Source organism: Gordonia lacunae (assembly GCF_002149015.1).
GTDB lineage: Bacteria > Actinomycetota > Actinomycetes > Mycobacteriales > Mycobacteriaceae > Gordonia > Gordonia lacunae.
Window position 1 is genome coordinate 136,472 of record NZ_NGFO01000005.1, and the last position, 12,759, is coordinate 149,230.

General features: G+C 66.9%; 11 protein-coding genes. 2 read left to right on the forward strand and 9 right to left on the reverse strand.

Going from position 1 to position 12,759, the window contains the following annotated elements; translation table 11 throughout:
- Positions 1 to 25: 25 nt before the first annotated feature.
- The 9 genes from CA982_RS05910 to CA982_RS27115 form a co-directional block, all read right to left on the reverse strand.
- Entirely contained in the window at positions 26 to 1,426 is a 1,401-nt protein-coding gene (locus tag CA982_RS05910; protein WP_167383335.1) for an O-antigen ligase family protein, read from the reverse strand.
- 138 nt (positions 1,427 to 1,564) lie between these two features.
- On the reverse strand, positions 1,565 to 2,191 hold the full coding sequence (locus CA982_RS05915) for a DUF4262 domain-containing protein (RefSeq protein WP_086534417.1): 627 nt from the start codon (positions 2,189 to 2,191) through the stop codon (positions 1,565 to 1,567).
- A gap of 86 nt (positions 2,192 to 2,277) precedes the next feature.
- Complete coding sequence (locus CA982_RS05920) at positions 2,278 to 3,486, reverse strand: nitrate/nitrite transporter (RefSeq protein ID WP_086534418.1); 1,209 nt, start codon at positions 3,484 to 3,486, stop codon at positions 2,278 to 2,280.
- A complete protein-coding gene (gene narI, locus CA982_RS05925; RefSeq protein ID WP_086534419.1) occupies positions 3,483 to 4,232 on the reverse strand; it encodes a respiratory nitrate reductase subunit gamma in 750 nt (249 codons plus the stop codon). The genes CA982_RS05920 and narI overlap by 4 nt, the downstream gene beginning before the upstream one ends.
- Positions 4,233 to 4,240: 8 nt before the next feature.
- Positions 4,241 to 4,906 (reverse strand): nitrate reductase molybdenum cofactor assembly chaperone, encoded by a 666-nt coding sequence (gene narJ, locus CA982_RS05930; RefSeq protein WP_086534420.1) that lies wholly within the window; start codon positions 4,904 to 4,906, stop codon positions 4,241 to 4,243.
- The gene (gene narH, locus CA982_RS05935; protein WP_086534421.1) at positions 4,903 to 6,594 is read right to left on the reverse strand and encodes a nitrate reductase subunit beta; all 1,692 of its coding nucleotides are present in this window, start codon (positions 6,592 to 6,594) and stop codon (positions 4,903 to 4,905) included. Before narH ends, narJ begins: the two co-directional genes overlap by 4 nt.
- Positions 6,594 to 10,352, reverse strand: a complete 3,759-nt coding sequence (locus CA982_RS05940; RefSeq protein ID WP_086534504.1) for a nitrate reductase subunit alpha — start codon at positions 10,350 to 10,352, stop codon at positions 6,594 to 6,596. The genes narH and CA982_RS05940 overlap by 1 nt, the downstream gene beginning before the upstream one ends.
- Positions 10,353 to 10,476: 124 nt before the next feature.
- Positions 10,477 to 10,818, reverse strand: coding sequence for a cupin domain-containing protein (locus CA982_RS05945; RefSeq protein ID WP_086534505.1), 342 nt, complete (start codon positions 10,816 to 10,818; stop codon positions 10,477 to 10,479).
- 223 nt (positions 10,819 to 11,041) lie between these two features.
- Positions 11,042 to 11,398, reverse strand: coding sequence for a PQQ-dependent sugar dehydrogenase (locus CA982_RS27115; RefSeq protein ID WP_341865015.1), 357 nt, complete (start codon positions 11,396 to 11,398; stop codon positions 11,042 to 11,044).
- 410 nt (positions 11,399 to 11,808) lie between these two features.
- Between CA982_RS27115 and rpsH the strand changes: the two genes are divergently transcribed.
- Positions 11,809 to 12,207, forward strand: coding sequence for a 30S ribosomal protein S8 (gene rpsH / locus CA982_RS05955; RefSeq protein ID WP_004023571.1), 399 nt, complete (start codon positions 11,809 to 11,811; stop codon positions 12,205 to 12,207).
- 15 nt (positions 12,208 to 12,222) lie between these two features.
- Positions 12,223 to 12,759 (forward strand): 50S ribosomal protein L6, encoded by a 537-nt coding sequence (rplF, locus tag CA982_RS05960; RefSeq protein WP_004023570.1) that lies wholly within the window; start codon positions 12,223 to 12,225, stop codon positions 12,757 to 12,759.

The following is a 12,759-nucleotide window of genomic DNA, read 5'->3' on the forward strand; positions in this document are numbered from 1 at the left end:
CCGTCCACCTGGCCCGGCATCGCCCTCAGGAGTTCGCGGATGTAGGTCTGGACCCCGCTTCCGCCGGGACGAAGTGCAAGCGCACCGTACGTGATTCGTGTTGTGCCGTCGCGCATCCAGCAGCTCCCAACAGTAACCAGAAGTAGAAGTCGAGCGGGAAGATCTCGAAGTAGGTGGCCACCAGGCACGCCACCATCGCCGCGACCATCGACGCACTGACACCCAGGACGAGGGCTCCATCCGGGTCGGGCATCCGGCGCGAGTACTGCACGCACCAGATCACCGCGGTCACGATCAGCGCCAGGAACAACCACAATCCGATCGGCCCGAGTTCGAGGAGGAGCTTCACGTAGTAGTTGTCCGGCTGATAGTTCTTGGACAATTGCTGCACGGTACCGTCGGCGCCCGCGGTGATCGTCTGTGACGTGTCGCCCTGGGCTGCCGACAGCGCGTCGGCGGCCGACCCGCTCGACGCGAGTCCGGTTCCGAGGGGGTGCGTCCAGATACTCGCGAAGATCTCACCCCACCCGGAGCCGCGCTGACTCAGGCTACTCGAGTTGAAGAACACCTTGGTGATGCTCGACGGCAGGAACGGCAGCGAGATGACGGCGACGACGCCGAGCGCGACGAGCGGGGCGAAGAGGCGGCGGAAGCGCAGTGCGGCAAGCCAGATCACTCCGACGGCGAGGCCGAGGATCGCCGCCCGAACCACCGACGTGGCCATCGTGATCGCCATGACCGGCCAACAGACGAGGAACAACTGGTTGCGTCGGCGACCGGTGTCGGACAGCGCGACCGCCCCGCCGACCAGCAGCGCGAGCATGACGAAGAGGCCGAAGCCGAAGGGCTGGTTGAACGTGCTGAAGGTACGGAACAGGGGTCCGCTCGACCGAACCTGCTCGCCGTAGGTGTAGCCGAGTTCGACCAGCCGGGCCGGGCCCAGGATCTGCTGCCCGATACCCACGATGGTGGTGAACACCCCGAGCGCCATGATGATCGAGACGAGCCGGTCGCGATCGAGCGCGTCGAACGGGGTCAGCCAGAGCGCGAGGACCACGAACAGGTAGAAGAAGGTCACCTTGACGCCGTACAACCCGATGGGCCCGTAGACGTAGAGCGCCGAGACCACCCCGAACGCGACCAGTACGGCCGCGGCCGGCCACCACGGCATCTGCAGCGGCGGCCCCGTGCGGTCGGCGGGCCGGAGGCGCCGATTGACCGTGCAGATCAGCGTGAGCGCGAGGACGCCTTCTTTCCACGCCGAGGCGATACCCGGTACCGGAGCGATGTCGAGGAGGCCGTCGAGCGGGGTGAGTGCCGCCAGGATCAGGAGCCCCCGCTGCGGACGCCGGTAGATCGCGGCGACGAAGGCTGCCGCGAGGACCAAGGCGACGAGGACCGCGACCACGACGGGGAGGTGCGCCACGCCGACCTGCCTTTCCACGTGCCCCCGTGGTCCGTTCCAGCCCCCGGGTACCCATGGTGGCACCTCGGAGGTCCGTTTGTCCGGGGCAACACGGACACATCTCGCCCCGGACCGCGCCGGACCTCCTCAGGGCGCAGGTCAGTGACCCGAGATACGACGACCTTTTCGCGGTCGGGTCCGGTCGGGACCGTATTCGGTTGTGAGAAGGCGTGGTTCCCCGAACGGCGGATCGAGGAGCTGCGGCATCCCCGTCACCGGCTGGTGCATCGGGAGCAGGGTGTAACCGTCTTCCCATGGGAGGTGGCCGTGGTCGTCAGGCCAGACGACCTGCAGTTTCGGATGGTCCGGGAACAGCAGGTTGGCCAGGAGGAGTTCGTCGTGATCGAGCTGCTCGATGAGGCGAACGGTCACGGCGACCGTCTGCAGTGGGATGTCGACCTGCGCGGCGACGAGATCCCGCCAGTCCTCTCGATGCAGCAGAGCGCCGAGTTCGTTCAGGATGTGGGTCGCGGTCAGCGGATCGACCCCGTAGATCGAGAGCTCGGGGATCGAGTGCAGGGACAGACCGGCGGTGTAGGAGTAACCGCACTCGGGCAGGATCTGCTCACCACGGGTACGGACGGTGCGCCCGTCGAACTCGGCGTCCGCCTCGCCGACCGAGGTCACCTGCCAGCCGCAGCGCCGGATGGTCTCGATGGTCGATCGGATGAGCGGATTGGGATGCCACCGGGGCAGACCTCGGATCGCGGCAGCGTGGTCTGACATGGATCGCTCCTTTGTTCGACGGGTGCGATCATCAGAACACGAGGTCCCGACAATTGTTCTCGGGCCGCCGCGGGGGAGGCGAGGCGTCAGGTGTCCGCCGTGCGCCGGATGCCGAACACGGTGAACAGGGCCGCGCACGTGGCGAACACGACGAGCAGCGCGAGCCCGATCGTGTAGCTGTGCGTGGTCGCGTCGTAGGTGGCACCCATGACCATGGGTGGGAAGAAGCCACCGAGCCCGCCGAGAGCGCCGACGATCCCGGTGACGGAACCGACCCGTTCGGCGGGCGCGGCCTGGGCGACCCAGCTGAACACCGAGCCCGAACCGAGGCCCATGCAGATCGCCATCAAGACGAAGTCGAGTCCGGCGGGTATCTCCAGCGGCGGTTTCGTGATCATCCAGACGGCGAGCACGGCGGCACCGCCACACGAGATCACGGTGATGATGCGGGGGCCGAACCGGTCCGACAGGATCCCGCCGACCGGACGCGCGACGACGGCGGCGATCGCGAACCCGGCCGTCCGGGTCCCGGCGGCCTGCAGATCGAAGTCGTACACGTCCTTGAGGTAGGTAGGCAGATAGGTGCTGAACGCGACGAAGCCGCCGAAAGCGGCCGCGTAGAGAAAGCCGAGCTGCCAGGTGACCGGGAGCTTCGCGGCGCCGACGAGCTTGGGCACCACCGAGTCGTGGGACGGAACCCAGCGGGGCGAGTCGCGCATCAACAGCCAGCAGATGACCGCGACCACGGCCAGGGACACGGCGATGATGAGGTGGGTGGCGATGTAGCCGAACCACGACACGAAGCGTGGGGTGAAGAAGGCGGACAAGGCCGTCCCGCCCATTCCGGCACCGAAGACACCGGTGGCGAAGCCCCGCCGCGACTTGTCGTACCAGGCGTTCACGAACGGGATGCCCACGGCGAACGTGGTACCACCGACGCCCAGGAAGAACCCGGCGACGAGCAGGAGCGCATAGCTGTCGAAGTGCCCGGCGGCCGCGACCAGCAACACGAACGGGATCGTGGCGACCAGCAGCACGGTGAACATGAGGCGTCCGCCGAAGCGGTCGGTCAGTGCGCCGGTGAGGATTCGGCCCAGCGACCCGACCAGGATGGGGATCGCGACGAGCACAGACTTCTGTGTCGCCGTCAGGTCGAGTTGATCGGTGTAGACCACGCCCAGCGGTCCGATGAGGTTCCACGCCCAGAAACTGATCGTGAACGCGAGCGTCGCGAGAGCGAGGTTCGTCGTCTGCGCACGCGAGCTGATGGCGGGCGTCGTGGTGTCGGTGCTCATCGATCACGATCCTTCACTCCGACGGGCGCCCACCCCGGACGGTAGGGCTGGTTACCCGGTGCGACACGTCGGTCGCGGCTGCGGTACACGATGTACGGGCGGAACAGATAATGGACCGGTGCGGTGAAGATGTGCACCAGACGGGTGAAGGGCACCATCGCGAAGAGCAGCATCCCGATCAGGATGTGCACGTGGAATCGCACGGGCGCCTCCGCCATCGCCGTCACATCGGGCTGCAGCACGAACAGCGAGCGGAACCACGGCGACACCGTCTCCCGGTAGTTCACGCCGGGGGCGTGCGGGTCGAGGGTGCCGATCAGGGTGATGTAGGTGCCCACCACCAGGGCCGTGACCAGCACCAGGTACATCGCCTTGTCGTTGCGCGTGGTGGCCATGAACACCGGGCCGACGGTGCGCCGGCGGTACACCAGCATCGCGACACCGACGAGTGTGGCGACGGCCGCGAGAATCCCGAATCCACCCGCGCCCCAGTGGTACAGGGTCTCCGACACACCGATGGCCGCGGTCCACGACTCCGGGATGAGCAACCCGATGGCATGCCCGATGATCACCACCAGGACGCCGTAGTGGAACAGCGGCGAGGCGATGCGCAGGAGGCGGGACTCGTAGAGTTCCGACGAACGAGTGGTCCAGCCGAACTTGTCGTACCGGTATCGCCACACCGTGCCCCCGATGAGCAGGCCCAGGGTCACATACGGCAGTACGCCCCAGAGGAAGATGTCCACGCGTCACCTCACGCTCGGGTCGGGTCGATCGGTAGCAGTCGGGGATCGAAGGGTTCCAGGCCCACCGTCTCCGTCGGCGCGGGTGCGCACATGGCCATCGCCGTGGCCCGGTCCGGCGGGGAGGGGCTGGGCAGGGTGGCGCACACGGCCCCCAGTGCCCCGGCATACGGTGAGCCGGCGTCGAGGAGCGCGAACCTGATCAGTTCCAGCGCCGCCCGGTGCTTCTCGAGTAGTTCGACGCCGCGGACCGGATCGGCCCGCGCACTGAACTCGAGCACGACCGGCAGATGGTCGGGCAACTCACCGTGCAGGTCGACGAGGAATCCGCTGTCGCGGTACGCCTGCTTGAACTCGCCCAGCGACGTGCCCCGACGCCGGGTGTCCCCGTCGGACCAGTACGACAGGTAGAGCGTGTGCCGCTTGGAGAGGTCGAAGAGTTCGATGTAGCTGCGGCGCAGCGTGTCCGGTTCGCCGCCGTCGAGATGATCGATGGTCTGCCGCAGCGGTTCCGTCGCGCGGGGGTCGTCCTGCTCCTCGAGAGCGGCCCGCATCAGGTCGACGCGGCCGAGTACCTCGTCGTCGGGGTAACTCAGGCACCAGGAGGCGATCAGCCGGATCACGGTGGCCGCGTTCGGCGTCCGCGGCCGGCGCGCGACGACCCGCAGGCCCCTCATCGTGCCCCCTCGCCCGGTGTCGACGACCCGCCGGGGATGCGCTCCGGGAACAGCCCCGGCGGGGCGCCGTTGCCGTCCCAGTTCAGCAGGTTCGTCCGGCCGGCCATCGTGTGCTCACCGGCCGCGGTGTCGGTGTTCTGGCGCTGCCGCAGGGCGTGGAAGGTCTCCACCGACACCGGCGCCGGCCGTCCGCTGGCCTCGCCGAAGGGGGACGAGTCGAACATGCCCGGCCCCTCGTCGTAGTCGAGTGAGCAACCCATCTCGTCGAGCTTCTCGGCCTGCTCGAGGTGGGCCGTCGGGATCACGTACCGCTCCTCGTATTTCGCGATGGCCATCAAGCGGTACATCTCGTAGATCTGTTCTTCCGTCATCCCCACCGCGGCCGGGATGGCGGCGTCGGGCTCGCGGCCCAGGGTCACGTCGCGCATGTACGAGCGCATGGCGGCCAGGCGGCGCAACACCGTGTCGATGACGACCGTGTCACCGGCGGTGAACAACTCGGCCAGGTACTCCACCGGAATCCGAAGGGCCTCGATCGCGCCGAACAGTGTTCCCGCGCCCTCGGCGTCGTGCCCCTGCTCGGTGAGCAGATCGACGATCGGTGACAGCGGGGGGACGTACCAGACCATCGGCATGGTCCGGTATTCCGGATGCAAGGGGAGCGCGACGCGATACTTCTTGGCCAGGGCGTAGACCGGCGATCGGCGCGCGGCCTCGAGCCAGTCGTCCGGGATGCCGTCGCGACGGGCGGCGGCGGCCACGTCCGGATCGTCGGGGTCGAGCATCAGATCGAGTTGCGCCTCATACAGATCGCGGTCATCGGGGACCGAGGCGGCCGCGGTCACGGCGTCGGCGTCGTAGAGGAAGATGCCCAGATAGCGGAGCCGTCCGACGCAGGTCTCCGAGCAGACGGTCGGTTGACCCACCTCGATGCGCGGATAGCACAGCGTGCACTTCTCGGCCTTGCCGGACTTGTGGTTGAAGTAGATCTTCTTGTACGGACAACCGGTGATGCACTGCCGCCAGCCGCGACAACGATCCTGGTCGACGAGCACGATGCCGTCCTCGCTGCGCTTGTAGATCGCGCCGGAGGGGCACGACGCCATGCACGACGGATTGAGGCAGTGTTCGCAGATCCGCGGGAGATAGAACATGAAGGTCTGCTCGAAGCCGAACTTGACCGCGTCCTCGGACTCGCGCCGGAGCTTCTCGACGATGGGATCGTGGTTCGCCAGTTCCGGTGCGCCGCCGAGATTGTCGTCCCAGTTGGCCGACCAGGTGACCTTGGTGTCCTTCCCGGTGAGCAGGGACTTGGGACGGGCGACCGGGAAGTCGTCGCCGAGCGGGGCGTCGATGAGCGTCTGGTAGTCGTAGGTCCAGGGTTCGTAATAGTCCTCGATGGTCGGCTGGACCGGACTCGCGAACAGGGTCAACAGCTTCCGCACGCGACCGCCTGCGCGTAACCGCAGCCTGCCGTTGCGGTTGAGGACCCAGCCACCCTGCCAGGTCTCCTGGTCCTCGTGACGTCGTGGATATCCCTGTCCGGGACGGGTTTCCACGTTGTTGAACCACACGTACTCGGTCCCGGACCGATTGGTCCAGGCCTGCTTGCAGGTCACCGAACAGGTGTGGCACCCGATGCATTTGTCGAGATTCATCACCATCCCGACCTGGGCCATGACCCGCATCAGTACGTCACCTCCTGGCTGCGTTTGCGGATGGTCGACACCATGTCGCGCTGGTTGCCGGTCGGTCCGAGATAGTTGAAGGCGTAGGACAACTGGGCGTAACCGCCGATGAGGTGCGTCGGTTTCACCAGCAGCCGCGTGGGCGAGTTGTGGATGCCGCCGCGGCGGCCCGTCGCCTCCGATTTCGGTACGTCGATCGTGCGTTCCTGGGCGTGGTGGACGTAGCAGACCCCGGCCGGCATGCGGTGACTGACGATCGCGCGGCAGACGAAGACGCCGTTGGCGTTGACGCATTCGATCCAGTCGTTGTCGGCGACGTCGATCGAGGCGGCGTCCTGGGGACTCAGCCAGGCGATCGGCCCGCCGCGGGACAGCGACAACATGAACAGGTTGTCCTGGTACTCGGAATGGATCGACCACTTGGAATGCGGCGTCATGTACCGCACCGTGATCTCCCGCGACCCGTCGGCGCCGAGCTTCGGTTCGCCGAACAGGCGGTGCATGTCCAGTGGCGGCCGGTAGATCGGGAACGACTCGCCCATGTCGATCATCCAGTCGTGGTCGAGGTAGAAGTGCATCCGTCCGGTGAGGGTGTGAAACGGCTTGAGCCGCTCGATGTTCACGGTGAACGGCGCATACCGGCGGCCCCCGGTCTCCGATCCGGACCACTCCGGCGAGGTGATGACCGGAACGGGTGCCTTCTGGGTGTCGGCGAAGCGGATTCGCTTCTCCTCCGACCCGCGGGCGAGGTCGTCGAGGCGGAAACCGACGCGTTGCTGGAGTTGTTCGAAGCCGGCGACTGCGAGTTCGCCGTTCGTGGTCCCCGACAACGTCAGGATCGCCTCGGCGAGTTTCTCGTCGGTGTCGATGGCCGGTCGTCCGTCGCCGGCGCCGCCGAGCATGACGCCGTTGGATTCGGCGAGTTTGCGCGTCTGCTCCGCCAGCGGGTAGGTCACGTTCTTGACGGTGAAACCGAGTGTGTCCGCGAGCGGACCGATGGACGCCAGCTTGTCCGCGATCGCGGTGTAATCCCGTTCCACCACACTGAAGTCGGGCATGTTCCGGCCTGGCTGTCCGGGAACGTGTCCGGCTCGCCAGTCCATGACCCGGCCGTGCGGTTGCGCAACCTCGCCGGGGGTGTCGTGCTGCAGCGGCACGCTCACGAGGTCATGACGTGTCCCGAGGTGTGTCCGAGCCAGGTCGGACAGCTTGCGTGCGAGCCGGTGGAACAGGTCGAAGTCGGACTTGGCCTCCCACGGCGGGTCGATCGCCGGGGTGAACGCGTGGACGAACGGATGCATGTCCGTCGAGGACAGGTCGTGCTTCTCGTACCAGGTCGCGGCCGGCAGGACGATGTCGGACAGCAGCGTGGTCGACGTCATCCGGAAGTCCGCGGACAGCAACAGGTCCAGCTTGCCTTCGGGGACCTCGTCATGCCACCGGATCTCGGTGGGCCGCGGGGTGTCGGGATTCTCGGTGCCCAGCACGTTGTGGTGGGTGCCGAGCAGGGTCCGGAGGAAGTACTCGTTGCCCTTCGCCGACGAGCCGAGCAGGTTGGACCGCCACAGGACGAGGGTGCGCGGCCAGTTCTCCGGTGCGTCAATGTCGGCGATGGCGGGTGTCAGTTCGCCGTTCTGCAGACGTTCGGCGACGAAGGCGGCGGCGTCGGTCGCCTCGCCGCGGTCCACGGCCGCGGTCGCCTCGTCGGCGACGTCGAGCGGATTGGTCGAGAACTGGGGATAGAAGGGCATCCAGCCGAGCCGCGCGGATTGGGCGATGGCGTCGGCGGTGTGCTCGTGGTCCATCGTGCCGCGCGACAGCGGAGAGGCGAGTGAGGACGTCGAGTATCCGTCGTTGCGCCATTGCCCGGTGTGCATGTACCAGTACGAGGTCCCTGTCATGGTCCGCGGCGGGCGCGTCCAGTCGAGCGCGTTGGCCAGCGAGATCCAGCCCGTGATCGGACGGCACTTCTCCTGTCCGACGTAGTGTGCCCAGCCGCCGCCGTTGCGGCCCATGCATCCGGTGAGGATGAGCAGGGACAGAATCGCCCGATACGTCGCGTCGCCGTGGAACCACTGGCAGATCCCGGCCCCCATGATGATCATCGAGCGGCCCCCGGATTCTTCGGCGTTGGCGGCGAATTCGCGGGCGACGCGGATCGCGGCCGCAGCCGGTACCCCGGTGATCTCGGCCTGCCACGCCGGTGTGTACGGCGTCGACGCGTCGTCGTAGCCACTCGGCCACTCGCCCGGCAACCCGTCCCGGGCGACGCCGTACTGCGCGAGCATCAGGTCGAAGACCGTCGTGACGAGCCGCCCGCCGATGCGCCGCGCGGGGACACCACGGTGGACCACCGCGCCGCTGCCGTCCGGGGCGTCGAAGACGGGGAAGGCGACCGTGACGAACTCGGCCGCATCGCCCATGAGTGTCAGCGCGGGTTGCGCGCCGTCGAGATCGAGATTCCATCGGCCCGCGCCGGAGTCGGCGTACCGGAACCCCATCGAACCGTTCGGCACCACCGGCTCATCGCGCGCCTCGTCCCAGAACACCGTCTTCCAGACATCCTCGGAGGCAGCGGGTTCCGCGCCGGGCAACTCGTCGGCGGTGGCGAACTTCCCGGGGACGAACTTCCCGGGGGCGAATCTCCCGGTGGCGTCGGTGCCGGTCGAGTCGCCGTCCGGTCCCCCAGGTTCCTCGTCCAGATGGATCAAGAACGGGAGGTCGGTGTAGCGGCGCACGTAGTCGTCGAAGAACCCGGTCGAGCGCTGCACGAAGAACTCGCTGAGGATGACGTGGCCCATCGCCATCGCGAGGGCGCCGTCGGTGCCGGCCTGCGCGGGCAGCCATTCGTCGGCGAACTTGGTGTTGTCGGCATAGTCCGGGCTGACCGAGACCACCTTGGTGCCGCGATAGCGCACCTCGGCCATCCAGTGCGCGTCCGGGGTCCGGGTCACCGGGACGTTGGAACCCCACATCATCAGGTAGGTCGCATCCCACCAGTCCCCGGACTCGGGGACGTCGGTCTGGTCGCCGAACACCTGCGGACTGGCCACCGGGAGATCGGCGTACCAGTCGTAGAACGACGTCATCACGCCGCCGATCAGCTGGATGAACCTGGTGCCGACACAGTGGCTGACCATCGACATCGCCGGGATCGGCGAGAATCCCGCGCATCGGTCGGGGCCATGGGTCTTGATCGTGTGGACGTGCGCGGCCGCGGCCATCTCGATGGCCTCGTCCCAGGAGACGCGGACGAGTCCGCCCTTGCCTCGTGCTCGCTGGTACGAGCGCCGGCGCAAGGGGTCTCCGACGACGTCGGCCCAGGCCAGGACGGGATCGCCGAGCCGGCCCTTGGCCTCGCGGAACATCTCCACCAGGACGCCGCGCGCATAGGGGTGCCGGACCCGGGTGGGGGAGTAGGTGTACCACGAGAAGGCCGCGCCACGCGGGCATCCGCGGGGTTCGTACTCAGGCCGGTCCGGACCCACCGAGGGGTAGTCGGTCTCCTGGGTCTCCCAGGTGATGATCCCGTCCTTGACATAGACCTTCCACGAGCAGGAACCCGTGCAGTTCACCCCGTGCGTGGAGCGCACGATCTTGTCGTGACTCCACCGATCGCGGTAGAACACGTCACCCGCACGACCGCCGTCCCGGAAAACGACGCGACGGTCGTCGGTCTCGTCCCAACGGGTGAAGAATCTGCCGATGTCCAACAGTGCGGTGGCTGCAGAACCCTGTACATCTTCTGACCGGGCCATGTGCGACACCATACGGAGGGTCGGCCATTCTTTCGTCCCGAATCGCGAACTCGATCAGATAGGAAAAGTGTTTATCCGGAATACACCCGCCGATCATTCGACAATGGGATTCAGGCCGCTCGGATCAGCGGGTCGCCACGGTCAGCAGGATGGCCGAGTCCTCTTGTGCCGTCAGGCCATGTCGTGTCGACGGTATCGTCACGAGATCGCCTTCGGCGCCCTCCCAGCGGATGTCGGGGCCGCCACTTGCCGAGGTCAGGACGACGCTACCGCGCAGGACCTGCAGCGTGGCCTCGGTGGGACTGTCGTGATCGGACAGTGCCGCACCCGCGACCAGGGCGATCACCGTCTGCCTCAGGTGGCGAGAAGAGTTGCCGTGCAACGTATGCGAGGCCCGTCGGCTCGACGCCTCGCGCGCCGAGGAGAGGAGCTGGTCGACGAGGTCGGGCAGGTGAGTCGAATTCACGTGTACCACCATGGCATCGCGACAGGACGTCGATGCGGTGTTCGGAGGATTCGAGTCCGGTTCGTTGTCCGCTCTCCGACCCGGTTGCGGGCGATCCGAGGAAATAGATCACACAATCATTGCGGAAATCGGCTCACAAAGTCGCCGTCGTCGTTTCCGAAATACCGAATGAGACGTTCTCCCGAATGCGTTTCGCTTGTCCTCGACAAGTGCGCAAGCGATGTCAACCGGTCAGCATGCGGAAGAGGCGGTCGGAGTCGCCTTCGGCCTCCGGCCATCCGTAGTTGCCGCCCGGGCGGATCAGATCGAGTTCGTCGCGGCCGACCCGGAGGATCTTGCCGTTCAGCGAGTCGACGTCCTCGGCGACCTCGGGCACGGCGGCGTCCCCGACCGCGACGAACAGGCTCCCGTCCGGACCGAAGGCCAGGGCACCGCCGTGATGGTTGTACGCCGCGTCGAGTCCGGTGATCAGGGATCGTGGACGGGCGAGCCGGCTGCCGTCGAAGTCCAGGCGTACCAACCGGTTGTCGGTGGCGGTCGTGTAGTAGACGAACACCGCGGTCTCATCGCCCGGCGCCATGGCGATGCCCTGCAACCCGCCCTCACCCCGTGGGGCGGCGTCACCGAACTCGCCGGCGTGGGTACGGATGACCCCGATCCGCCGCCGGGAGCGGCCGCGGACTCCTCGTCGCGGGAGCAGCCGGCCAGTAGCGTGGTGCCGGTGACCCCGAGGAGTCCTGATCTGAGCCGCCGACCGGCGCCGATTTGGGTCTACGCTGCGGATTCTCTACACTAGACCGGTTGCCTGTGCACCTCAGGTGTCCGGGACACAACTGAATAGTCTCCGGTGCCGGCGAAAAGCCAAGGGCATCGGCGGCGAGAACCTCAGAGACAACTATCCACTTCGTGGAAGGCCCACCGCAGGTCACGGGATTTTCCCGGCGTCAGGCGCTGTATGGGAACCGCTACGAGAAAGGTTGACGGTCACCCATGACCATGACTGACCCGATCGCAGACTTCTTGACGCGTCTGCGTAACGCCAACTCGGCGTACCACGACGAGGTGACACTGCCCTCGTCGAAGATCAAGGTGAACATCGCCGAGATCCTCAAGCGCGAGGGCTACATCACCGACTACCGCACCGAAGACGCGGAGGTCGGGAAGAACCTCGTCGTCTCCCTGAAGTACGGCCCGAGTCGTGAGCGCTCCATCGCCGGACTGCGCCGCGTCTCCAAGCCCGGACTCCGGGTCTATGCAAAGTCCACCAACCTGCCCAAGGTTCTGGGCGGCCTCGGCGTGGCCATCATCTCCACGTCGTCGGGCCTGCTCACCGATCGCCAGGCAGCCAACCAGGGCGTGGGCGGCGAAGTCCTCGCCTACGTCTGGTAGGGGAGGTAACAACACATGTCGCGTATCGGAAAGAACCCCATCGAGATCCCCGCGGGCGTGGACGTCACCATCGACGGCCAGAACGTCACCGTGAAGGGCCCCAAGGGTGAGCTCTCGCTCACCATCTCCGAGCCCATCGCGGTCGCCAAGGAGGACAACTCCATCGTCGTGACCCGCCCCAACGACGAGCGTCGCAGCCGCGCGCTGCACGGCCTGAGCCGTTCGCTCGTGAACAACCTCGTCGTGGGCGTCACGCAGGGCTACACCAAGAAGATGGAGATCTTCGGTGTCGGCTACCGCGTGCAGGCCAAGGGCAGCGACCTCGAGTTCGCGCTCGGTTACAGCCATCCCGTGCCGATCGAGGCCCCGGCGGGCATCACGTTCGCCGTGGAGTCCCCGACGAAGTTCTCGGTCTCGGGTATCGACAAGCAGCAAGTCGGCGAGATCTCGGCGGTCATCCGCCGCCTGCGTCGTCCGGACCCCTACAAGGGCAAGGGCATTCGCTACGAGGGTGAGCAGATCCGTCGCAAGGTCGGAAAGACGGGTAAGTAA

Coding starts and splice junctions, on each gene's coding strand:
- CA982_RS05940 (WP_086534504.1), bottom strand. CDS start 10,352: ATGGCCCGGTCAGAAGATGTACAGGGTTCTGCAGCCACCGCACTGTTG.
- narJ (WP_086534420.1), bottom strand. CDS start 4,906: ATGAGGGGCCTGCGGGTCGTCGCGCGCCGGCCGCGGACGCCGAACGCG.
- CA982_RS05920 (WP_086534418.1), bottom strand. CDS start 3,486: ATGAGCACCGACACCACGACGCCCGCCATCAGCTCGCGTGCGCAGACG.
- CA982_RS27115 (WP_341865015.1), bottom strand. CDS start 11,398: ATGGCGCCGGGCGATGAGACCGCGGTGTTCGTCTACTACACGACCGCC.
- narH (WP_086534421.1), bottom strand. CDS start 6,594: ATGCGGGTCATGGCCCAGGTCGGGATGGTGATGAATCTCGACAAATGC.
- rplF (WP_004023570.1), top strand. CDS start 12,223: ATGTCGCGTATCGGAAAGAACCCCATCGAGATCCCCGCGGGCGTGGAC.
- rpsH (WP_004023571.1), top strand. CDS start 11,809: ATGACCATGACTGACCCGATCGCAGACTTCTTGACGCGTCTGCGTAAC.
- CA982_RS05915 (WP_086534417.1), bottom strand. CDS start 2,191: ATGTCAGACCACGCTGCCGCGATCCGAGGTCTGCCCCGGTGGCATCCC.